This window comes from Candidatus Saccharibacteria bacterium oral taxon 488, assembly GCA_013099195.1.
Lineage (GTDB): Bacteria > Patescibacteriota > Saccharimonadia > Saccharimonadales > Saccharimonadaceae > Nanosynbacter.
Genome location: CP039999.1, coordinates 678,340 through 701,274, shown reverse-complemented (window position 1 = coordinate 701,274; position 22,935 = coordinate 678,340). Strand labels below are relative to the sequence as shown.

The window sequence follows — 22,935 nt, the reverse complement described above, 5'->3', positions numbered from 1 at the left end:
GTATTGAGCGTCCCCGACGGCGCTCTTTTGCGTTTGGGAGGAATTTCTTTTACAATATAGTCAGTCAACATAAGCCAAGCAGGGAGTTCACAATGAAGGTTTTGACCCGCCTACTACTTATGTCAACGATAATTGCGCTGGTGTTTCAGCCGGTGGTAGCGTTTGCGAGTGACTCCCCACCAGAGGCCACACCTCCTGCTAGCGGCTCGACACCGGTTGCGCCAACCCACACGCCCGCGCCTCAGCCAGCCAATCCAGCGCCCAGCCCGGCAGCTCCGACCAGGCCATCAGCTCCAACAGCAGCTACACCGGACACGACTTCTGGCGGCACGTCTGCATCTACGTCTACACCCGCTCCGTCAACGCCGACCACGACTCCATCGACACCCGCACCGGCCAAGCCAACGCCTTCCGAACCTCCTGCACCGTCAGCCGCGGCTCGCATATCAGCCAAACTCTTGATCACCAAAGTTGGTCTCGATACGGCGCACGGCACGTACGTTGAACTCTACAATCCGTCGTCAGGGCCAGTCAATATCGCTGGTTGGACGCTGCAGTATGTTAGCCAGAAGGGGCAGGTGACGACGCTTAAAATAATCTCGACTGAGCTAGTAGTGCCGGCGGGTGGGGCGTTGGTGGTCGGTGATAGCCGGCTAACCGACGGGCGGGTCGACCTGCGGTTTGATGGTAAAAAAGTGCTGGCAAAAACCGGCGGCGGCGAGGTGTATGCGCTGGATGCTGGCGGTAATGAGATTGACCAGACGTCGTTTGCTGGTCTGGCCAAGGGCTCATCGTGGAGTTTGCTTGATGGGGAATGGAAGGTGACATTTTCACCGACGCCGGCTCGGCCCAATGAATTCAAGCAGTGGCCAGATTGCAAGGCGGGCTATGTGCATCACCAGCTCACGGGTGAGTGCGTCAAGGAGTCGGTGCCGATGCCGTGCCGTCCGGGACAGTATCGTTCACCAGCAACGGGCCATTGCCGTAATATTGTGAACGAGCCGGAACTCGCACCGTGTAAGTCTGGTCAATATCGTTCGCCGGAGACCGGTCGGTGCCGCAACATCGGCAAACTCAAAACCCAAACACCGTGTCGTGAAGGGTATTATCGGAGCGAGATAACCGGTCGGTGCCGTTCGATTGCCTCGGCGGCCGCCAAAACGTTGAAGCCATGTCCTGATGGTCAATTTCGCAACCCAGCAACTGGCCGCTGCAAGAAGATTGCCGCTGATAGTGACGTGTTGAAGGAGTGTGCCGAAGGCTTTGAACGCAATCCAAAGACGAAGCGCTGCCGCAAGGTCGCGCTGGCTACTGCGCCAAAAACTGGCTTTGCGCCGGAGCAGGTCAAGCAGGTGACGGGCGCGATGTGGGGCTGGTGGGTGCTCGGCGGCGTCAGTCTACTGGCGGTTGGTTATGCCGGCTGGCAGTGGCGCTGGGAAATTGGCCGGGCCGCTGCCTGGCTAAAACACGCCATCACGCGCGGCAAGCGATAATTTGGTGAGTAGCTCGTCGAGGTGGCCCTCGTATTAATCACTGTCACCGGCCGGGTGTTATAATAAACTCATGAGAATTATTGGCATTGATCCGGGGACTGGTATCTTGGGCTTTGGTGTGATTGACACGAAGCGGGGCGGCTACCGGCTGGTGACGGCTGGTGTGATCAAGACGCCAGCGCACACGCCACTGGACGAGCGGCTGGCGGAGATTTTTGATGGCCTGACGGAGATCATCGCTGAGACCAAGCCAGAGGTGATGTCAATTGAAAAATTGTTTTTTGCGCGCAACGTTACCACCGCTATTTCTGTGGCTCATGCTCGCGGCGTGGCGATGCTGACTGGACACAAGGCGGGCCTCGTGATCAGTGAATACACGCCGCTACAGATCAAGCAAACACTGACTGGCTATGGCAAGGCTGACAAAAAGCAGATCCAAGAAATGGTGCGCCTCAACTTAGGTCTCAGCCAGGCGCCAAGGCCAGATGATTGCGCCGATGCACTCGCGGCGGCCATCACCCATGCAGCGACGACGCGCCGTGGCGTGGTATAATTGATATATGGTGCAATTAGGCAAGGGAAAACGAGCTCCGATAAAGAAGCAGCCGCCGCACATGGGCCGGTATGCCAATCTCGGTCAAGTCAAGGCGAAACCCGGTAAATTACCGCGTCAACACAAACACTTTTTGTGGTTTTGGCGGCTGAGTCGGCCGAAAAAAATTATGGTGTGTCTGCTGCCGATTTTACTATTTTTGATCATCGTACCGATTGCTAGCTATTTTTATTATGCGCGCGATATCGGCGATCAGGAGCGGTTAATGAACCGCAACAATACCGGCATCGTACTGACTGACGCCAATGACAAGGTGATTTATAGCGTTGGCAATGCCGAGCGGCGGAACTTGGTGCAGCTCAAAGACATCTCCGAGAGTATGAAAAAGGCATTGATCGCCAGCGAGGATAAGGATTTTTATAAGCACAGCGGCTTTAATATTTTCAGTATTTTCCGGGCGGCGATCACGCGGCATGGTGGCGGCTCAACCTTGACGCAGCAGCTGGTCAAGAACAATTTGCTCAGCAATGAACACAGCTTTATGCGCAAGTACCAAGAGCTATTTATGGCCATCGCCATCGAGCAAAATTACAGCAAAGAGCAGATCTTGATGATGTACCTCAACTCGGTGTACTTTGGTGAAAACGCCTTTGGTATCGAGGAGGCGGCTAAAGTGTATTTCAATAAATCGCCGAAGGATTTGACGCTGGCTGAGAGTAGTATGCTGGTCGGTGTGCTGCCGGCGCCAAGCCGCTATTCACCGATCAGCGGTAATGCCGAATACGCCAAGCAACGCCAAAAGACGGTGCTCGGTCGAATGCAGGCTGAAGGCTTTATCACTGAGGAACAGAAGCAGCAGGCGGAGGCTACGCAGCTAGCGTATTCTGGCGGCGGTGCGGCTCATACGAATTCCGAAGCGCCGCATTTTGCCGAGATGGCTATCAAGCAGCTCAGTGACAAATATGGCTACGAAAAAGTCATGCGCTCGGGCTACCGTGTCAAGACCTCGCTGAATCTCGACACGCAGCATCTCCTCCAAGAAAATATTGCCAAACAAATGAAGCAGATCAATCGCCTCGGTGGCACTAACGCCAGTGGTATCGTCATTGATCCAAAAACTGGCGAGGTGCGGGCTCTGGTCGGCAGCGCTGACTATAATAACGCCGAGTGGGGTAAGGTCAATATGGTAACCACGCCGCGCCAGCCTGGCTCAAGCTTCAAGCCGCTGTATTATGCGCAGGCGATGGCTGATGGCATCATCACGCCGGCGACAGTTTTTGACGATAAACTGACTGATTTTAATGGCTACGTACCCTACAACGCTACCCGCCGCTGGAATGGTAAAGTGACGACGCGCAAGTCGCTGAGCTGGTCGCTGAACATCCCGAGCGTTCTGATCATGCAAAAGTATGGCATCAATCGTTCCATCCAAGCTGCCAAGAAACTCGGCATCAGCACGCTTGACGAAAACAAAAATTACGGATTGTCACTGGCGCTTGGCTCGGCTGAGGTGCGCCTGAGCGAGATGACTAATGCCTACGCGGCCTTTGCTAACGGTGGCACGCAGTACGAATCGCTCAATTTCATCACTGAGGTCAAGGATAAGTTCAACAAGAACGCGTCGTGGAAACCAGCGAGTACGCGCCAAGCCATCAGCCAAGGTGGCGCCTATCTCATCTCCAGCATTCTGTCGGATAACGCCGCGCGGGCGGGGATGTTTGGCAGCAGCCTGACGGTGGGCGGTAAAACAGTCGCAGTCAAGACGGGCACCACCAATGATAACCGCGATGCCTGGACGATTGGCTATACGCCGCAATATGCTGTCGGCGTGTGGGTTGGCAATAACAACAATAAAGTCATGAACAGCGGCGGTTCGGACGTGGCAGCGCCAATTTGGCGGGCGACGATGACCAAGCTGCTGGCGGGCGCGAAAACTGGTTTTGACGTGCCAAACGGCGTTGTCCAGCGGAGCGTGTGTAGTAGCAATGGCGGCCTCGCTGATGATTCTAGCTCCGGCGCCTACAAAGAATACTTCCTCTCGAACGCCCTCCCGACCGAGAAATGCGACCAGACCAAGCCAAAGATTGAGGTGTGTAATCTCGCCACCAAGCAAATGGAGTCAATTTTTGAAGATCAATTTGACGCCGCTAAATATTCCAAGAATGCTGCTGATTGTCGGCAAACGCCCACCACTAAGCAGATCACCGTCTGTGACCTAGCTACCAGGAGGCTCATCACCATCAGCGAAGACAAATTTGATGCGACGAAACATTCGCGAAAGACTGCGTCGTGTGGTAGTACCGGCGATGACGACCAGAACCCGGGCGGCGGTAATGGCAGTGGTGGTGGCAGTGGTGGCGGTTCGGGTGGTGGCAGTGGCGGCACTTCGCCCGGCCCGACCAATCCTCCGGGCGGCGGAGACAGACGACCGTGATCGCCCATCTCTCTGGTACGATCGCTGAAAAATTTGGTGCGGGCAGCATCGTGATTGACGTTCACGGCGTTGGTTATGAAGTGAGCGTGTCGGCTGGTGATTTCCAGGCGGTGGCGCTCAGTCAAGACGCTAAGTTTTACACCTATCATCATGTGCGCGAGCAGGCGGAAGAGCTATTCGGTTTTTCTAGTTTGGCTGCAAAAAAGCTGTTTGAAGTGCTGATTACTGTTCAGGGTGTTGGCCCAAAAGCGGCACTGGCAATTCTCAGCCTCGGCGACGCAGAGCAGGTGCGCAACGCCATCGCCAATGCTGATAGTGCGTTTGTGCAAAAAGCTGCTGGTGTCGGCAAAAAAACCGCTGAACGCGTGGTGGTTGATCTGAGCGATAAAGTCGGCCTGCCGACGCAGTACGGCCGAGCGGTCGCGCCAGTCCAGACTGAATTAAGCACCTCCGACGAAGCACTGGAAGCGCTAATGGCACTGGGCTATACCTTGGCTGACGCCACCAAGGCGCTGGAAAATGTTGATGTCAATCTACCGACGGCACAACGAGTGACGATGGCGCTGAAGAAATGAGCAGAGAGTCCGGTAGCCAATTCAAAATTTTTTAACAAGTAGCTGCGTCTCACCATTTTGGCGTTGCACCTTGATCCTCACGCCGGTAGAACTATCATTAAAAATAGACCAGCCATCAAAGCTATCTGACAGACAGTAGCCTGGGATCACTCCGGTATGGGGCGAATTCAGCTCTGTCACAATCCCTCTTTTGTCTATGACAAAGGTAGGAACCTTAAAACAGCTTGAGCCATTGCCGTCATATTTTATACTAACAATAAAATCAGTAAGCAGTTCTCCTCCGTGGATTTGGCGAATCGGATGGGATGCTGGTATCGGTATCCGTACACCCTGTATGTTGTACGGTTCGGTGGATAGGGTTATCGCGGTAGAGGAATCATTTAGTGTCGAGGGATCAATGTCGTAGAGTGGGAATTTCTTAGGGTCGAGTCGATATTTCTCGGGTAGATTAAATATGTCACATGTATTCTTCTCGGTGCAGTCTTTGTCAATTGGGAAATGATAACCCATAACGCTTGTCTCGCCAGAAGCTTCTTCGATATTTGGTTTAGGAACATCTTGCTCAGGGATATCCTGGTTTTTTACCCTACGAAAATCACCATATCCTTGTCCTATAGCCTCTGTCATGTCTATATCTTGAGAGAGTTTTCCTTGGCCATAACCGGACTTGATATCAAAACTATTTGTGTGGTGGAGGCCTGCAACGTGGCCGAGTTCATGCGCTGCGGTACCCGGATTGTCAATAACTTTAGAGGTTGTGACAACGTTATCGCCAGAGGCATAGGCAGCATAAGGTTGTTTTTCGCATATTCCGGGCGGCAATATAACGTATGGAGTGACACCGCTTGGCAAATTTATTGCTCCAATAGCTTGCTGTATGTCTTTGAGCTGATAACAAGGCTTACCAGTTTCTGAATCAATCGGCGGCCCTTCCATTGGTAATGTCTCTGCGGTGTATATAGTACTTTGAGCGGCATCCATGGTCTGTGCTATAGCCTCGGTGGCAACCTTGAGCGTATTTGCTATTCGGTTACTAGTATCGGCGACATATTCTGGTGTTGTTGGAGTTTCTAGGGATGCTGATGAGCCGGTAATGATAAGAGGCTGGATCTTGGATGGTAGCTGTAGCTGTTGTTGCTTTGACCCTGTAGCTGCTGTGGCTACTGTCGTTGTGTCAATTTCTGTCGGGCGATTGGGGTGAGTACTCGCGATGTAGTTGTAGCCGAGAACACCCATCACACTTCCGAACGCCGCTCCTAGAGTGAAATATGGAGCTAGAGCGCGAAATGTTATTCGTTCAGGTGCATTCCCGCCGTTAGCCAGTGTACTTTCCATATGCTTCTCACTCATAACGATACCAATTCTACAATATAATTTATAATTATGCAATAATATGGCACGAATTATAAGCAGACACTCCTTGCCAAGTGGTATAATCCATACCAGGAGGTATCATGAATACATGCACGACACAGAAGGAATGTGGAATCTGTCCGCTGCTGGTTGGTCAGACGGCGGCTGACGATAACGTCATATTGCAAACCGAACGTTGGGTGGCGGTGCTTGACAAGAATCAGTGCTATTTGGGTAAGTCATTTATCACCCTGCGCCAGCACAAGGAAACGTTGTCGGAGCTGGACGAGGCAGATTGGACAGAGCTCCATCAGGTGATTCGTCAAATTGAGCAGGCAGTCAAAGCAGCGTTTGGCGCCGATGTGTGTAACTGGGAATGCCTGATGAATAATGCAGTGAAGGCTGGCCGGCCAACACACGTGCACTGGCATTTGTATCCGCGCTATCTTGGTGGTACCACATTTGCTGGTGAGGAATTTCCTGATCCAAAATGGCCACGACACCTAGAGGATGCGGTGCATATGGTGAGTGACGAAACGTTTCGCGAAATTATGCAGGCGCTGCGTAGTCGGCTTACGAGAGATTAGTGCGCTCCGCTGTGGATGATATAATTAGTTTATGGCAATTCAAAGAATAGTCGATACTAGTCCGCACGATGACGCCGAGGAGCAGCGGATTGAAGTTAGCCTGCGTCCGCAGAGTTTTAATGAATATGTCGGCCAGGAGCGATTGAAGCGTAATTTGCGGTTAGCAATTGAGGCGGCAAAGAAGCGCGGCGAGCCACTGGATCATGTGCTGCTGTATGGCCCGCCAGGACTGGGTAAGACGACCATGGCGACGGTGATCGCCAATGAGATGGGAACGAATTTGCGCATCACCAGCGGCCCGGCCATTGAGAAAGCGGGTGATCTGGCGTCAATTTTGACCAATTTGGCGGACGGCGATATTTTGTTCATTGATGAGATTCATCGGCTCGGCCGGGCGGTGGAAGAGATCTTGTATTCGGCCATGGAAGATTTCAAGCTGGATATCGTCATCGGTAAAGGCCCGGCGGCTCGGTCGATTCGGCTGGATTTGCCGCGGTTTACGGTCATCGGTGCAACCACGCGGACAGGTAGTCTGGCGGCGCCGCTGCGCGATCGATTCGGGCATATTTACCGCTTGGAATTTTACGAGCCAGAGGATATCGCTAAGATTGTGACACGGAGTGCGGCCATCCTGGAGTCGTCGATTCGGCGCGAAGCGGCGGATTTATTATCGACGCGGGCTCGCTTGACGCCGCGTATTGCTAACCGCCTGCTCAAGCGCGTACGCGACTACGCTGACGTGAATGGCGATGGCATAATTGATGTAAAAACCACAACGAGCGCCTTGGAGATGCTGGAAGTGGACGAGCTAGGTTTGGATCCGGCTGACCGTAATTTACTGCAGTCAATTCTAGAAAATTATGGTGATAATCCCGTGGGGCTAACCACCATTGCTGCGCTGACGGGTGACGAAGCAACGACGATTGAGGATTTTTATGAGCCGTATTTACTGCAAATTGGCTTCATCGAGCGCACACCGCGCGGCCGCCGGGTGACGCCAAGGGCGAAAAAACACATCAATATGCTATAATAACAGATATGAAAAAGAGAGTTTTGGCGATACATACCCCTGATAGGGTTGGGGAAATGATTACAGTGGCTGGCTGGGTGTATTCCCGACGCGATCACGGCGGGCTGATTTTTATTGACCTGCGCGACCATACTGGGTTGGTGCAGCTGGTGATTAATCCTGAGCAGGCGGAAGCGTTTCGTTTGGCGGAAAGCCTGCGCGATGAGTTTGTGATTCGTGCCAGCGGTGTGGTGACGGAGCGCGGCGAAGGTTTGAAAAATCCACATATTGCCAGCGGTAATGTGGAAATTGTGGTGAAAAATTTGGAGATCCTCAATCGAGCTGAGACCTTGCCAATCCAGCCCTTTGCTGAGGAAAACCAAGCGGGTGAGGACTTGCGTTTTAAGTATCGTTACCTTGATTTGCGCCGTCCAACAATGCAACAGATGCTGAAAAAACGCGCTGAAATGTACCAGCGCATGCATCAGTACATGGATACTCGGGACTTCATCGAGATTCAGACGCCAATTTTGGCAAATTCTAGTCCCGAAGGTGCACGCGATTTCCTGATCCCCAGTCGTCTGCAAGAGGGCAAATTTTACGCTTTACCACAAGCACCGCAGCAGTTCAAGCAGCTACTGATGGTTGGCGGCGTGCCGCGGTATTACCAGCTGGCGGCGTGTTTTCGCGACGAAGATCCGCGGGCTGATCGACTGTACGGCGAGTTTTATCAGCTGGACTTGGAGATGAGCTTCGTTGAAGACGGCGAGGAAGTTCGCCAGGAGGTTGAGCCGCTGATGCGGCAGCTCGCGACTGATTTTGCTGGCAAGAAATTGCTGGATTTGAGTGGTCTCGCGGTCGGTGATGGCAGTCCAATTCCACGTATTTCTTACCGCGACGCCATGGAGACGTATGGCTCGGACAAGCCAGACCTGCGCTTTGGCATGGAGCTGATTGATCTGACTGACGTATTCGCCAGTACCGAATTTGGCGTGTTCAAGCAGGCTGAGTGTATCAAGGCGATCTGCGTCAAAAATGGCGCTAGTTTGAGCCGCAAGCAAATTGATCAATTCACCGACATTGCCAAAAGTGAGGGCGCGGGTGGTTTGGCGTACATCACCTACCAAGATGGTGAGGCAAAATCACCAATTGCCAAGTTCTTGAGCGAAACAGAGCTCACGGCGATTAAGCAAAAAACTGGTGCAGTTGATGGCGACGCAGTCTTTTTCGGCGCTGACACTCGCCCAGTCGTCAACGCCGTGCTTGGTCGTCTGCGAAACGAATTTTCCACCCACTTCAACTTGAAAGACCCGAGCGTGGTAGCCTTAGCTTGGATTATCGATTTTCCGTTCTATGAATGGGATGACCACGGCAAGAAGCTTGATTTTGGCCACAATCCATTCGGTATGCCAAAGGGTGGCCTGCAGGCGCTGGAATCGGCGACGACCGATGCCGAAAAACTAGCCATTGTGGCTGACCAGTTTGACATGGTGATGAACGGCTACGAAATTTGCTCTGGCGGCGTGCGCAACCACAACCCAGCGGTGCTGTACAAAGTGTTTGACCTGCTTGGTTTTAGCGAAAGCTACGTTGAAGAAAAGTTTGGCGCCATGCTCAATGCCTTCAAGTACGGCGCACCACCGCACGCTGGCTGTGCCTTTGGCGTTGACCGCATTCTCATGGAGCTGACTGGCGAACAAAACGTCCGCGAAACTCTAGCCTTTCCAAAGAACGGCTCGGGCGTTGACGTAATGATGGATTCGCCATCAATGGTTGATCCAGCACAATTGCGAGAATTAGGGCTGTAGTAATCTACTCAAAAGTAGCTAGCAGGGTGCTCAATTACGGCAATGTAGCTAGGGGCGGAGCTGTGTTATTTTACTTTTTAATATCGCTTCTATTGCATCAAGTTCAGACTTTTTCTTTCGTACCATCGCAATCTTTTTATGCAATATATCAATAGCCGTATCTGGTGTAATCTGTCCGTCGTTCCATTCCCTGATGTATTGCTTGATCTCCATCAGCGTAAAGCCTGCTGACTTAGCGAGGCGTATTTCCGTGAGGTACTCGAGTGCACTCTCGTCGTAGTCTGAATAACTGCGGCTTCCAGCAGGACGTTGTGTTACCGGTAAAATACCGATTTTTGTATAGTAACGAATGGTATCGATAGAAACACCAGATTTTTTGGAAAGTTGATGAATTAGCATGGTAAAACCTCCCTCGTTATGGTCTATTGACTATAGAGTATACTCCATAGATTATACTACTATTATGAGTAGAAAAAAGTATAATTCAAATCATAAAGTAGTGTTAATTACTGGAGCGTCCAGCGGTATCGGAAGAGCGACCGCCGAGCTGCTTTTGCGGAAAGGTTATATAGTATACGGACTTGCTCGAAATAGTGAGGCGCTTCAAAAAATTAAAGGCCTTCGGTTAATACCGGGTGATATGAAAGATGAAAAATCACTTGAGGCTGCGGTAAAAAAGATTTGTGACGAGCAGGGAAGAATAGATGTACTTATCAATAATGCTGGCTATGGATTACTGGGGGCGGTAGAGGACGTTCCAATTGAACAGGCCCGCAGGCAGTTTGAGGTTAATGTGTTCGGGCTGGCCAGGTTGACGCAGCTTGTGCTGCCTAGCATGAGAGAGGCGGGATCGGGCTTGATTATTAATATGTCATCTGTTGGAGGTAGGGTATATTTTCCGCTCGGTGCCTGGTATCATGCTTCAAAGCACGCTATCGAGGGGTTTTCCGATAGCTTGCGGCTAGAGCTGCAGGAATACAGCATCAAGCTTGTGATAATTGAGCCTGGCTTGATCGCTACAAATTTCTACAAATTAGCTGAAGAGCCGCTTACTCGTTATTCGTCAAACGGTGCCTATGGCGGCGTGGCAAAGGCAATATCGCACAACCTATCTCAGTCATATAGGACCATGTCACCGCCTAGCGTGGTTGCACACAAAGTAGCGACAATTATTGAGAGTAAGCATCCACGACGTCGGTATCTTGTTGGTAAATTGGCGAGAGTTCTCTTCTACACACGGCACCTCTTGGGCGATGGCGTCTTTGAGCAAATAGCTAAAAAGCAGACGAGGCAGTCGAAGTGATTTGCTGGCTATAGCTCGTGTCTGATATACTATAAATGGACGTTATAAACGATAATGTCCATCCAAAAAGCAATATAACGAAGGGGGGCAAAGATGCTTTGGAGCTGGTAATGACAGCGATGCGACTATCGGTGATTGTTGAGGTTTGAGGCTAGTTATCGGTCAATCACCAGTGGTCGTACTAAGCTTTAGGGCGGTCAATTACACGTTAGCCACGCTTTCGGTATTGACCGCGTCTTGGTATGATTAAGTTTTGATATATAATGTATGATCGACACGAAGTTAGCGTAAAAGTAGCGCTGTATAGTAGTGATGGCAAGCGGGCGCTGCTGATGTATTATCCGCGCGATGATGGTTTTGGCCTGCCGGGCGGGCATATTGACGCTGGTGAAACGCCTGACGTGGCATTGAGGCGGGAATTACGCGAGGAGCTGGGCGTTACAATTGATGCGACTCCAGCTGATTTTTATGTACGCGATCCGCAGGGCGGTACCATCAAAGACCATAAAATTATTCTTGGCTACACGGCCACAGTTGACGGTAACATTGAACTACCGGACCGAGCGTGTGATGGCGGTGAGGAACGACCAGTCTGGTTGACGCGGACAGAAGTTGAGGCTACTGACAAGCTCGCGCCAGGTTATCGGGATTTTTTGTTGAAGTGGTGGCCTCGAGGCTATAGCTGAACACCCAGCCACGCCGCCAATATATCGCCGGCAAAGTACGCCAGTCCAGCGGCGACTGCTCCAAGGAGCAGAGTGATGATTGCTTCTCGCCATGGTGACTGCTTGCCGACTTTACCCTTTGTGAAGCCAATTGCTAGGAACGTCACTGCCGTCAGTGCGGAGCTGACGTAAAACAGGGTGGTGCCTGGTACTTTTGAGCCTGCAACGACATCGACTAGGTACGGCAATACCGGTACGCCACCGACTACGACAAAAGCCAGGAAAGTGACCACACCGATGATTTTAGGGGAGGCTCGTTTTTGAGTATCGCGGGCTGACTCTTCATGTTCGGCACTGGCTGCGAGGTAGGCGCTGGAACCCATTGAAAATCCGTCAGCAATTAAATTTGCAATGCCCAAGATGAGGATAACCGCGCTGGAAATTCCTGCTCCAGCCGATGCTGCCACGACGGCAAAGGTTGTGACTGTGCCGTCAACTGCACCGTACACAAATTCTGAAATGTATCGTCTAAAAAATATTTTCATAGCCATACCAGTGTACCATACATGGTGCGATAAACAGAATAATTATTCAATATTGCGTACCTGGACATCCTGCCAGTCGCTATTATGGCGCAGTTCGGCATCGGCACCAGCAAAGACCGTCTTTGCCTTAGTATCATCTGCCAGCGTCCATAGGAACCAGGCAGTCATATATGCATCACCGTATTCCAGCACATCTTTATGACCAACTGACTTACGCCGGGCAATGACTCCTGGCTTACTCCCTTGTAATGCATCAAAATTATGCTTCAAGTCGTCGAGCGGACTGATGGCAATACTATCACTAGCGCCAGTTCCTGCCATCATGAACACTGCTGTGTTGAGGCGTGAGACGTCATAGGTCCATTGATTATTATTAGCAGTGCCACGACCCACGGCGCTAGCGGTGTAGAGCGAAGAATACTTATTGCTATTACTATACTTAGTAGCGGCATTGATTGCTCCTGCGCCGCCCTGTGAATGTCCAGCGATCCCAATTTTATTAGTGTTGATTAGACCATGTACTGGACTATCTTGGGTAGTGTTGTACTGCAGAGCGACATCAAGCATGGTCGCGGTTGATGCACCAGTACCAGCCCAGCCATCCTCATTACCGATTACGACGAAGCCCCAGCTGGCGAGGTGCTCGAGAATTGGCGTGTAGGTACTAGCTGGTGTTGCCGTGCCATTTACCATTACAACCAGTGGAAAAGTTTGGTTAGCCTTCTGGCGCTCAGGGTAGTAGAGGCGGTAGGTCTTAGAACTATCTGTATTATTTTGAATATAGTGCGCTACTTTGTAGGGTCCGGTCTTGGTGTAATGTTGTTCGAGGTTGCCACTAGGGCTAAGTTTATCAGCATAGCCAGTCGCTACACCGTCATCTCCGGTAATACTTTGGTTGAGATATTGCATGACTAACAGCATGATCACAAAGCAGATGATAAGAATGATAATGATAATTCCGAAAACCTTGAATAATTTTTTCATAAGTGCCCTTTCGCTAGGTGAATTACTTATAACAAGATTTATTATACACCAAGTGTATAGCTATAGCAAACTGACTGTACACTTAGTGTATATAAGGATAGTGATTGAGTCAGTTCGCCGCTCGGACTGATTATGTAATGATAACCGCTCAAGATCAGGTATACTGGAGAGAATGAATGATAATGATAAATGCGTCCACTTTCAAGCATTAATTCATCAAAAGAGTCGTGAGCTATATCGGCCGATGCCGTGGCGTGATCAGCCAACCTTGTACTATGTGCTGGTGAGTGAGCTAATGCTGCAGCAAACCCAGGTCGCTCGCGTTCTGGCGAAGTTTACAGAGTTTACCACAGGGTTTCCGGATATTGAGTCGCTGGCAGCGGCCGAGCTGACCGAGGTGCTCCGCGCGTGGCAGGGGCTGGGCTATAACCGCCGCGCTCAGTATCTTCACCGGGTGTCACAAGCCATTGTCGCTGGTGCCCCGGTGGCCACGCTAGATGACCTCGTTGAGTTACCAGGCATCGGCATCAATACCGCTGGCGCCATCATGAACTATGCTTATCAAGTGCCAACACCGTTCATTGAGACCAATATTCGTACCGTCTATCTCAATCATTTCTTTGCGGGCCAGACGGTAGTTGCGGATCGCGACATATTGACTGTTGTTGAGCAGACGATGGACCAGGCAAATCCGCGTCAGTGGTTTTGGGCGCTGATGGACTATGGTAGTGAGCTCAAATCTCAGGGAAAGGGCAAATTATCCGCCAGTCGCCACTACACCAAACAATCACAATTCACCGGTAGCCTCCGCCAGATGCGGGGCGAGATTTTGCGTCGATATATTGGCGGGCAGCCGCTCGCTGAAATTACCGCTGAGTTGCAGGACGATCCGCGATTTGCGGCGGCACTGGATGGGCTACGGCGAGATGGTCTCATCACCGCAGAGTGACAGGACAGAGCGCTAAGCTATTGACATTTCAAACTGCCTATGCTATCATAGCCACAGTCAATACGACAAACATAAACAGTAACAAAGGAAGGGTATGGAAGACATGCAAACAGTTATTATACTGATGACCGTAGTGATCATTATTCACTCGGTGACGATTATTGTCTTGTTCGGTGTAATAATTTCACTACTGACGAAGCTCAAGCGCCTCGTCAACCAGGCTGAAGCGGCGGTGTCTAACATCGCGCAAGCAACTGAGTGGCTGTCTCCAGTAAAGTTATTTACTGAAGTCGTGCAACTCTTTCGCAAAAAATAATTATCTGTTCCATATATCAATTTAATAAAAACAAACAAGGAGATATATATGAAAAAAGTATTAACAGTTCTCGGCGCCGCAGCGGCTGGTTTCGCGGCTGGTATTTTGACCGCACCAAAAAGCGGCAAGGAAACTCGCGCTGACATCAAGAAAAAAGCTGGTGAGCTAAAAACTGCCACTGTCAAAACTGCCAAAAAAGCCCAGGCTGCCGCCAAGGATGGTGCTGAGGCAGTCAAGGCTGGTGCCCAAAAAGTCGGCGATGTCGTTACTGGAACCGCTCGTACGGTCAAGGCCGACACCGAGAAGCATTTCAAGAAGTCGTAGCAGCAGTTTGACCTAAACGCAAAAACGCGAGATAATAAGAAAGATGAAACATCTTCGCAGTCTCGCGTTTTTTGTGTGCGGTATTAGCCTGGCCGGCGTAATGATACGGTCGGGTATTGCCGTGGCACAGACTGCACCAAGTTCGCCGCCACTCCATCTGATCCGCAGCCAGTGTCAGTCTATTCGTTCGACATTACAGCGGATTCAGCATAACGACGCCTTGCTGCGGGTTAACGCCGGCCAAGCATACAACACAATCTCGACTAATCTCATCGCCAAACTAAATAGCCGTTTGGCATTGGCGCAGGTTGACAGCTCGCGAATGGTGATGATCGCTCGCGACTACGAAGAGGCGCGCAAGGCGTTTGCTCAGCAATACAATGAGTATGAGTCCAATTTGACGGCGCTGGTCAGGACAGATTGTACCGACAAACCGGGCGAGTTTTATGCACAGCTGATCAAGACGCGCGACGCACGTCGACAGGTTAGTGAATCGGTGACGACGATGAGCAAACTGGCGGCGGATTACCGCGTGGCGGTGGAGCAGCTCAAGGTGAAGCTTTCGGGCGGAGGTGGTCGTGGATAAGCTCAAGCAACTTAGTTGCCGGTTGACCAAGCTGGCTATGCAACACAAATTACTGACGATGGTAATTAGCGTAATTGTGGTGTCGATTGTGCTCGTTGGTATCTCGATGCACTTATACTATTCGTCAGATGCCTTCCGAGTGGATTTAAGCCGACCGGATTATGTGCCGTATCGGGCGCAGATTGATAACTCCAACGATCATAATCGGGATATGTTTGAAGCACAGGGCGAAGTTACGGGCAAGGTATTGAATGATTTCCTGCAAAAATACAAGCAAGAAGAAAAAAAGGCCGACGGTGCGCGGGCATTTGCGAGTAATGTGTTGAGTGATGATCAGCTGGGTGTCAATGGTGGCGGCAATGGTGCCGGCGGCGCGACAACACAAGGTCAGGACGGCTCGTTGGAGTAATTCTTATTGCTAGTGGAAGGTTGATCACACCACCTTATCATAATTTTGTGGTTCGTTAATGGCTCGGTTCGCGATTAATTTTTATGCGTTATCGCCGTTGGGATGACAGCTAGCTCGATCTCTTGTTTTTCAAATTCTTTGAGGAGCCGGCGGCGCATCTCTGAGGTAACTGCCCATTGATCTGATGGCTGGACCTTACCAGCAACGATCAATTCGACCGAGCGGCCGGTGATATCGCCGACGGAGACAAATTTTGGCGGTTCAATAATTTTCTTGTCCCAAGATTTTTCCTTGCTCAATTGCTGGCCGGTCTCGTTGATGATATCAGCGGCGCGGCTGATGTCGGTACTTGGATCAAGCTGCAAGGTAAAGCGCGACATGCTGTACCCCATCGTTTTGTTGATGACATGCTGGATGGTGCCATTTGGTAAGTAGTGCACATTACCATCAGCATCGCGGAGCACGGTTGACCTGGTGCCGACGCGCTCGACAGTGCCGCTCGCACCCATGACATCAACGATATCGCCGACGCGATATTGATTTTCAGCGATGATAAAGATGCCGGCCAGAAAATCTTTGACAAGTGATTGTGCACCAAATCCGAGCGCTACGCCAATGATGCCGGCGCTGGCAAACAGTGGTGACAAGTCGAAGTAGAATAACTTACTGGCGACCATGGCGGCGATGTAGGCAATGATAGTGATGCGCCAAAAACTACGGATCAGCTGCGTCAGCGTATTTTCGCGCTTTTCGATATCTTTGCGGTGCCATGAGCGGTGCTTGGCGGTGGAGTGGATCGCGTAGCGAATTGCCCAAGTAATGAAGATGCGGCCAAGATAATAAACGATAACCGCGCCAATGACGATACTGACCGTTTCAACCATCCGCTCGCTTACCAGCCAGCCTAGTCCATGCTCGGTCATCCATTCATCAAAGCGCGACGAATTTAACAGTTGTTTGATAAGCGTATCCGTCATGAGTTTAGTATAATGAAAAGTATGAGTTTTGTCGATCCAAATCAATTCGTTATCACTCGGCGGCGCAAGAAGTATAAATTTGCGTTATTTAACAATTCGCCGCTTTGTTTTGAGTATGATGAGTGGATGCCGCGGCCGATTGACGTACTGGAGGTCGGTGCTGGAACGGGGCTGTTTAGCGTCGAACTAGCGGCGCGCCATCCGGAGCAGCGGTTTCTGGCGGTTGACGTCAAGGCCGATCGATTGCAAAAAGGGGCACGCGCGGCCGAGCAGCGTGGCCTCACGAACATCTGGTTTGTGCGGGCGCGGGCGGATCAGCTGGGTGAGTTATGTGAGGCTGGATCACTCAGTCAGTTGTGGGTCACTTTCCCCGATCCGTTTCCACGCCAGCGCTCCAGCGGTCGACGCTTGACGCATCAACATTTTCTAACACAGTACGCAAAGTTGCTTGATGAGAGGAGTGAGCTACTGCTCAAGCATGATGATCACAGCTTTTTCTGCTGGAGCTTGGAGCAGCTGGTGGTGGCTGGCTGGCAGCTTCGGGAGCTAACGTTTGATCTGCACGAATCGGAGCGACTTGATGAGGAGAGCGATGCCCGGATCATGACAACCTACGAGCAGCGGTGGGTTGGCGAGGGGAAGGCGATTGGGTTTGTGCGAGCAGTCCCATCGGGTTAATGAAAGCCAAAGTGAGTCCTCATCCCCTCAGGCATTGGTTGGTTGCTGTTGAGCACGATATGCTGGCTCGGCCTCACTCAATAAATAGAGTAGATTTTCCGAGGGGTCGCAAAATTGCGGGCGTTCGTTAAGGTCGCGCAGAATACGCCGACCAATACAGGTGGCGATTGGGGTTGGTATTTCGTAGACGAGGCTATTATCGGTGATAATATCAGGTGATTTGGCGTAGATCCCCTCAATGATGATTACTTCTGCTGGGCTAAGCGTACCCGCTATATAGGGCTCTGCAGTTTGCCAATTCATGTGGCGGTGGTATATCTCCTTATCATTAATAAGGTTTTGTAGGTCGATGGCCATCGTTTCGGTGTCGTATACAAACGGGTCATCCCAGTGCTGCCATTCCTGACGGTTGTTATAATAATAGAGGTAGGTCGCACCGCGGTGGTAGTCATCAGTCGACATGGTAATTGAATTAATGTTGAGCTCATCCAGCCGTTCGCGGAGCTGTCTAACGATGGTTGATTTACCGGAGCCACTACGGCCGGCGATATGGATGACGTGCGGAGAGTCTACGGTAGAGGTGAGAATATCAGAAACGATATCATTGATATCAAGCTCCGGCTGAACCGACAGCGCTTCTCGGCCTTCATGTTCCCGCCGGAAGTTGTAGTGCGCCTGCCACTCGCCGGTAGCCGTTGCTCCACCGGTTACTTCCATGAAGGTATTACCAAACTGGTCGATGAATTCTTGTAATGATCCATCATCTTCTAATTCAGCTTGCACTAGGCCGTCGTTTTCGAAAAAATCAATGACAACACCCGGCAGCGGTTCAGCACGTAGTTTGCGGATAATCGGCGTTTCGCCGCTGCAGTAGTATTCGTATAACTCGGGGCTAATCTCAGTCGTCACCTCTAGTTGACGCAAGCCATCATTGCTCTGGATACCGTTGTCTTTGAGAGTTGCTTCGTACTGTAGCTCGCCGGTATCACGATTTAAGGTTGAGCGGAGGCGTAGGCTGAATGGTTCGTCTGGGTGTGACAGATAAAACTGCTCAATCGGCTCAGCTTCTTCGCGAAGTTCGGTAAGTTTTTCTGGGAAGATAGCTATGAATTTGCGCTCAGTTTCCACGGGTAATCTCCCTTCAAATTCAGATGTGTGGATAAGTGATTCGATTGACATAGATGCCGCTCCTTATTGTATGAGTTGATGACACCAGTGATTGTAGTGTAGAATTACTTGTATGAATAGCAAGTATAATTTGACTCAACTATGATTGACCAATTTATTCCCGAACATTACATTCAAAAGCATATTCTTGGCGTATTGATGCATATGAAATATGCACGGTTTCGGGATATGCGGCCGCCAAAAGTGGATACCAATCTCTATACCTACCACTTAAATATATTGAAGAAGCGAGGATTCGTCATCAAAACGGATGATGGATATTGCCTTGGGCGGGAAGGGCTATCGTATGTCGATAGAGTGAGTATTAAATCACTCAAAATTCGTACTCAACCAAAAATTATTACTATGATTGTCATCCAAAATACCAATGGCGATGTGCTGCTCCAGCGGCGCACTAAGCAGCCGCATGTCGACACCTGGACACTGCCCTATGGCAAGCTACACATTGATGACGAGTCGGTATCGGCTGCTGCTCAGCGGGAGGCGCGCGAGAAATTGGCGGTGGATAAGCTGCTGCTAACCCATGCAGGTGATTGTTATATTCGCGTCCTGATTGAGGGGGAGATATTATCGTCGACACTGGCGCACGTATTTTATGGTGAGACCGATGAAGTCGTGGCGAGCGAAGAACTCGTGTGGGCTCGTCCGCATCGCTTGGCGGAGTATGACCTGGCGCCAGCGGTTGAGCAAATCGTAGCGCGGACATTCTTTCGGGACCCGTTCTTTTTTGAGGAATTTGTGGCAGAATTAAATGAGGTAATTGAAAGGAGAAACTATGACAATTGATGAGTATGCCAAGAAGGCTATCGCGACACTAATTGGTACGCATGAATATGGGGATGTTGATGCGCGACTGATGGCACAAGTGCTTGGACTGGTTGGTGAGTCGGGCGAAGTGGCTGAAAAGTTCAAAAAGCTGGTTCGCGATAAGCAGGGTGTGTTGACAGACGATGACCGCACAGAAATTCTCAAAGAATTAGGCGACGTGCTGTGGTATGTTAATGCGGTGGCGCACCTACTCGGTTCTAGCCTCGAGGAAGTTGCCCAGATGAATAACCAAAAGCTCGCCAGCCGCCAAGCCCGCCAACGGCTGCATGGGCAGGGTGATAATCGCTAATATTTCTCATTGAACTCCCATGCGATATGCGCTATACTCAAGCATAAGGGTAATTATGCGCATTTCTGACAGTAGTATTGAGAAGATTTTGCGCCAGGGTGAGGTAATTTCTGAGTCACGGCTGGCTGAATTGAAGATGGAGGCGGAACGCACGCACCATTCATTGCAGACGATTATCTTGGAGCGCAAGGTCTTGAGCGAGGTACAGCTCGGGCAAAAGATTGGTGAATATATCAATGTGCCATTTGTGACCATCGAGCCAAAGGATATCCCTGACGATGTCCTCAAGCGCATCCCCGAGCACATCGCTCGCCAGTATAATGTTGTGTTGTTTGCGGTTGATGATAACGGCGTCTTGAGCCTGGCGATGGAAGATCCCGACGATGTGCAGGCGCTGAACTTCATCCAGAAAGAGATTGGCTACAACATCAAGGTATTCCTGGCGACAAAAAATAACATTCTTGATTGCCTGGAAAATTATCGCGGTAATATTACCGATGAGTTAGACGAGGTGGTGTCAATTCAGAGCGGTGCTGAGTCAGATTCACAAAACGTCTCTGAGGAGGAGATTTCCGAGAATTCGCCGATCGCCCAGACGGTTAACTTGCTGCTGGAATATGCTATCAAATCGGGCGCCTCGGACATCCACATTGAGCCCCGTGAGGATTTCGTCCAGGTGCGTTACCGAATTGATGGTGTGCTCAAGGAAGTGAATAAATTGCCGCGCAATGTTCAGGGTGCGCTGGTTAGTCGTATCAAGATTTTGTCAAATTTGAAAATTGACGAACGCCGCGTGCCGCAAGACGGTCGCTTCAAGATCAAGGTTTCGGGTAAGCAGTACGCGCTGCGTGTGTCGACGCTGCCAATCGCTGATGGCGAGAAGATCGTCATGCGTATTTTGGACGAGTCCAATCAGGCGGTTGCCCTGGATAGCCTCGGCTACTGGGGGTTGTCGCTGAGTACGCTCAAGGACGCCATGGCACAACCAAATGGTATGATCTTGGTGACCGGGCCAACTGGTTCGGGAAAGTCGACTAGCTTGTTTAGTGTGCTATCAGAACTTAATACGCCAGATGTGAATATCTCAACCATTGAAGATCCGGTTGAATACAAGATCCCCGGGGTCAACCAAACCCAGACTAATTCGAAAGCCGGCATGACCTTCGCTTCAGGACTGCGCGCACTGCTCCGCCAAGACCCGAACATCATCATGGTTGGTGAGATTCGTGACGGTGAGACCGCCAACCTCGGTGTGCAGGCAGCGCTGACTGGGCACTTGGTGTTCTCAACGCTCCACACCAATAACGCCGCGACTTGTTTGCCGCGTCTATTGGACATGGGAATTGAACCGTTCTTGATCGCTTCGACGGTCAAGGCGGTGATCGGCCAGCGCTTGGTGCGGCGGCTGTGTATGCATTGTCGTCAGCAGTATGTGCCGGACGCTGGGGAGCTCGCCTACATCGTTCAGATGTTTAATCTCAAGCAGGGCTCGATGCAGCGACTGCACGCACTGGAGCAGCAGGCAGCAGCTGATAAGATCGGCGGCAATACACCGCTCGGCTCAACTGACGTGACGATTCAATATTTATGGCGACCAAGTCCCGAGGGCTGTGACGAGTGCGGCCATAATGGCTTCAAGGGGCGCGTCGGTATCTACGAGGTTCTCGGTATTTCGATTCCAATCCAAAAGATGATCACCGCCAATGCCACCAGTAATGAGATTCAGCAGCAGGCGATTACTGAAGGAATGGTAACGATGCAGACAGATGGTTTCGTTAAGTCGCTGCGTGGCGTGACAACGCTAGAGGAAGTTTTGAGAGCAACAAGGGAGCAATAAATGACAAAATTTAAATATATCGCAACCAAAAATAACAATCAGCCGATCAACGGCGAGTTAGAAGCCAGTAGCCGCGCCAGTGCTATCCAGCTCATTCAAGCTCAGGGTATGAAGTTGGTCGACCTCAAGGAGGCTGGTGACGAGAAGAAAGGGTTTCGTTTTGGGGGTGGCAAGAAGTCAGTGCCGACCGAGGAGCTGGTTAGCTTTACCAGGCAGCTTAGCACCATGGTGTCTGCCGGTGTACCAATCCTCAGGTCGCTCAACTCGATGGCGCAGCATGCCGAGAGTCTGCATTTTCGTGAGATTTTGAATGCAGTATCTAAGGAGATTGAAGGCGGTACCTCGTTCGCTGATGCGCTGAGTAAGCATCCTGAGGCGTTTAGTGATGTGTACGTGAACATGGTGCGTGCTGGTGAAACAGGTGGTATTTTGGACGATATTTTGAAGCGCCTGGCCCTGCAGCAGGAAAAGAACTCATCAATGAAAAAGAAGATCAAGAGCGCCATGACCTATCCAATGGTGCTGATCGTCATCACTATCGGGGCGTTCTTTGGTTTGATGATTTTCGTACTGCCGATGATCGGCAAGACGATTAAGGATCTGGCGGGCGAGGACGCAGAGCTGCCGGCGCTGACGCAGATACTGATGAGTATCAGCCAGTTTATGGTAAGTTTTTGGTATATTATTTTCCCGTTATTATTTGGCGGTGTGTATGCGCTGCTTCGCTACATCAAGTCGCCAAAAGGTAAAGTCAAGTTCCATCATTTCGTCCTGAAAGCGCCGATCATCAGCAAGATTATTCGCAAGGTGGCGGTGGCGCGGTTTACGCGTACCTTTTCAGCGCTGATCGGTGCGGGCGTGTCGGTACTCGAGGCACTGGAGGTGACGGCCCGGGCAGTCGGTAACACGGTGTATCAAGATTCATTGCTTGATGCCGCCAAGCGCATTAAGAATGGCGAGGTTTTGTCGCGGATTATCAATGAGCGCGAAGACCTCTATCCGCCAATCGTTGGCCAGATGCTGGCGGTCGGTGAGGAAACGGGGCAGACGGATAAGGTGCTGGTCAAGGTGGCGGATTTTTATGAAGAAGAGGTTGATGCGGCGATTAGCGGTTTGAGCTCGACGATTGAGCCGGTAATGATCGTCTTTATGGGCGGTATGGTCGGCTTGATCGCGGCGGCGGTGATGATGCCGATTACTGGATTAGCAAATCAAATTAAAGGATAGTTGGTTTTTCAAAATGCT

Annotated in this window: 25 protein-coding genes; 19 read left to right on the top strand and 6 right to left on the bottom strand. The window is 50.9% G+C overall.

Going from position 1 to position 22,935, the window contains the following annotated elements:
• The first annotated feature begins 92 nt into the window (after positions 1-92).
• From FBF28_03745 to ruvA, 4 genes are all read left to right on the top strand, one after another.
• A complete protein-coding gene (locus FBF28_03745; GenBank protein ID QJU08648.1) occupies positions 93-1,493 on the top strand; it encodes a hypothetical protein in 1,401 nt (466 codons plus the stop codon).
• 70 nt (positions 1,494-1,563) lie between these two features.
• A complete protein-coding gene (gene ruvC / locus FBF28_03740; protein ID QJU08647.1) occupies positions 1,564-2,046 on the top strand; it encodes a crossover junction endodeoxyribonuclease RuvC in 483 nt (160 codons plus the stop codon).
• Positions 2,047-2,053: 7 nt separating this feature from the next.
• Entirely contained in the window at positions 2,054-4,480 is a 2,427-nt protein-coding gene (locus tag FBF28_03735; GenBank protein ID QJU08646.1) for a PBP1A family penicillin-binding protein, read from the top strand.
• Positions 4,477-5,055, top strand: a complete 579-nt coding sequence (gene ruvA / locus FBF28_03730) for a Holliday junction branch migration protein RuvA (protein QJU08645.1) — start codon at positions 4,477-4,479, stop codon at positions 5,053-5,055. The genes FBF28_03735 and ruvA overlap by 4 nt, the downstream gene beginning before the upstream one ends.
• A 21-nt stretch (positions 5,056-5,076) precedes the next feature.
• On the opposite strand, the gene FBF28_03725 is transcribed toward ruvA, so the two are convergent.
• The gene (locus FBF28_03725) at positions 5,077-6,405 is read right to left on the bottom strand and encodes a hypothetical protein (protein ID QJU08644.1); all 1,329 of its coding nucleotides are present in this window, start codon (positions 6,403-6,405) and stop codon (positions 5,077-5,079) included.
• A gap of 104 nt (positions 6,406-6,509) precedes the next feature.
• Here FBF28_03725 and FBF28_03720 point away from each other — a divergent pair, with 104 nt between their 5' ends.
• Genes FBF28_03720 through aspS form a run of 3 tightly spaced genes read left to right on the top strand, consistent with a single transcriptional unit; the run spans position 6,510 to position 9,812 of the window.
• A complete protein-coding gene (locus FBF28_03720; protein ID QJU08643.1) occupies positions 6,510-6,995 on the top strand; it encodes an HIT family protein in 486 nt (161 codons plus the stop codon).
• 31 nt (positions 6,996-7,026) lie between these two features.
• Positions 7,027-8,025 (top strand): Holliday junction branch migration DNA helicase RuvB, encoded by a 999-nt coding sequence (gene ruvB, locus FBF28_03715; protein ID QJU08642.1) that lies wholly within the window; start codon positions 7,027-7,029, stop codon positions 8,023-8,025.
• Positions 8,026-8,033: 8 nt separating this feature from the next.
• Positions 8,034-9,812 carry an aspartate--tRNA ligase gene (aspS, locus tag FBF28_03710; GenBank protein ID QJU08641.1) on the top strand — a complete coding sequence of 593 codons (1,779 nt, stop codon included), beginning with the start codon at positions 8,034-8,036 and terminating at the stop codon, positions 9,810-9,812.
• Between the two features lie 48 nt (positions 9,813-9,860).
• Here aspS and FBF28_03705 read toward each other — a convergent pair whose 3' ends face one another.
• Positions 9,861-10,211, bottom strand: coding sequence for a MerR family transcriptional regulator (locus FBF28_03705; protein ID QJU08640.1), 351 nt, complete (start codon positions 10,209-10,211; stop codon positions 9,861-9,863).
• Between the two features lie 64 nt (positions 10,212-10,275).
• Here FBF28_03705 and FBF28_03700 point away from each other — a divergent pair, with 64 nt between their 5' ends.
• Together FBF28_03700 and FBF28_03695 are read left to right on the top strand one after the other, a co-directional pair.
• Positions 10,276-11,115 carry an SDR family NAD(P)-dependent oxidoreductase gene (locus FBF28_03700; protein ID QJU08639.1) on the top strand — a complete coding sequence of 280 codons (840 nt, stop codon included), beginning with the start codon at positions 10,276-10,278 and terminating at the stop codon, positions 11,113-11,115.
• Positions 11,116-11,378: 263 nt separating this feature from the next.
• Complete coding sequence (locus FBF28_03695; protein QJU08638.1) at positions 11,379-11,801, top strand: NUDIX hydrolase; 423 nt, start codon at positions 11,379-11,381, stop codon at positions 11,799-11,801.
• Here the strand turns inward: FBF28_03695 and FBF28_03690 are convergent.
• Positions 11,792-12,331 (bottom strand): hypothetical protein, encoded by a 540-nt coding sequence (locus FBF28_03690; protein QJU08637.1) that lies wholly within the window; start codon positions 12,329-12,331, stop codon positions 11,792-11,794. The genes FBF28_03695 and FBF28_03690 overlap by 10 nt on opposite strands.
• A 36-nt stretch (positions 12,332-12,367) precedes the next feature.
• Positions 12,368-13,309 (bottom strand): hypothetical protein, encoded by a 942-nt coding sequence (locus FBF28_03685; GenBank protein QJU08636.1) that lies wholly within the window; start codon positions 13,307-13,309, stop codon positions 12,368-12,370.
• Between the two features lie 172 nt (positions 13,310-13,481).
• Between FBF28_03685 and FBF28_03680 the strand changes: the two genes are divergently transcribed.
• From FBF28_03680 to FBF28_03660, 5 genes are all read left to right on the top strand, one after another.
• On the top strand, positions 13,482-14,258 hold the full coding sequence (locus FBF28_03680; protein QJU08635.1) for an A/G-specific adenine glycosylase: 777 nt from the start codon (positions 13,482-13,484) through the stop codon (positions 14,256-14,258).
• Positions 14,259-14,352: 94 nt separating this feature from the next.
• On the top strand, positions 14,353-14,574 hold the full coding sequence (locus tag FBF28_03675) for a hypothetical protein (protein QJU08634.1): 222 nt from the start codon (positions 14,353-14,355) through the stop codon (positions 14,572-14,574).
• Between the two features lie 48 nt (positions 14,575-14,622).
• The gene (locus FBF28_03670) at positions 14,623-14,898 is read left to right on the top strand and encodes a hypothetical protein (GenBank protein ID QJU08633.1); all 276 of its coding nucleotides are present in this window, start codon (positions 14,623-14,625) and stop codon (positions 14,896-14,898) included.
• A gap of 43 nt (positions 14,899-14,941) precedes the next feature.
• Entirely contained in the window at positions 14,942-15,484 is a 543-nt protein-coding gene (locus FBF28_03665) for a hypothetical protein (protein ID QJU08632.1), read from the top strand.
• Entirely contained in the window at positions 15,477-15,893 is a 417-nt protein-coding gene (locus tag FBF28_03660; protein ID QJU08631.1) for a hypothetical protein, read from the top strand. The genes FBF28_03665 and FBF28_03660 overlap by 8 nt, the downstream gene beginning before the upstream one ends.
• Positions 15,894-15,967: 74 nt before the next feature.
• Here FBF28_03660 and FBF28_03655 read toward each other — a convergent pair whose 3' ends face one another.
• Positions 15,968-16,870, bottom strand: a complete 903-nt coding sequence (locus tag FBF28_03655; protein ID QJU08630.1) for a mechanosensitive ion channel family protein — start codon at positions 16,868-16,870, stop codon at positions 15,968-15,970.
• Between the two features lie 12 nt (positions 16,871-16,882).
• Between FBF28_03655 and trmB the strand changes: the two genes are divergently transcribed.
• On the top strand, positions 16,883-17,548 hold the full coding sequence (gene trmB, locus FBF28_03650; GenBank protein ID QJU08629.1) for a tRNA (guanosine(46)-N7)-methyltransferase TrmB: 666 nt from the start codon (positions 16,883-16,885) through the stop codon (positions 17,546-17,548).
• Positions 17,549-17,575: 27 nt separating this feature from the next.
• Here trmB and FBF28_03645 read toward each other — a convergent pair whose 3' ends face one another.
• Positions 17,576-18,727 (bottom strand): hypothetical protein, encoded by a 1,152-nt coding sequence (locus tag FBF28_03645; protein ID QJU08628.1) that lies wholly within the window; start codon positions 18,725-18,727, stop codon positions 17,576-17,578.
• Positions 18,728-18,817: 90 nt separating this feature from the next.
• Between FBF28_03645 and FBF28_03640 the strand changes: the two genes are divergently transcribed.
• Genes FBF28_03640 through FBF28_03625 form a run of 4 tightly spaced genes read left to right on the top strand, consistent with a single transcriptional unit; the run spans position 18,818 to position 22,917 of the window.
• Positions 18,818-19,522, top strand: a complete 705-nt coding sequence (locus tag FBF28_03640; protein ID QJU08627.1) for an NUDIX hydrolase — start codon at positions 18,818-18,820, stop codon at positions 19,520-19,522.
• Entirely contained in the window at positions 19,512-19,853 is a 342-nt protein-coding gene (locus FBF28_03635) for a hypothetical protein (protein ID QJU08626.1), read from the top strand. The genes FBF28_03640 and FBF28_03635 overlap by 11 nt, the downstream gene beginning before the upstream one ends.
• A 55-nt stretch (positions 19,854-19,908) precedes the next feature.
• Complete coding sequence (locus tag FBF28_03630) at positions 19,909-21,690, top strand: type II/IV secretion system protein (GenBank protein ID QJU08625.1); 1,782 nt, start codon at positions 19,909-19,911, stop codon at positions 21,688-21,690.
• Positions 21,691-22,917, top strand: a complete 1,227-nt coding sequence (locus FBF28_03625) for a type II secretion system F family protein (GenBank protein ID QJU08624.1) — start codon at positions 21,691-21,693, stop codon at positions 22,915-22,917.
• Positions 22,918-22,935: the final 18 nt, after the last annotated feature.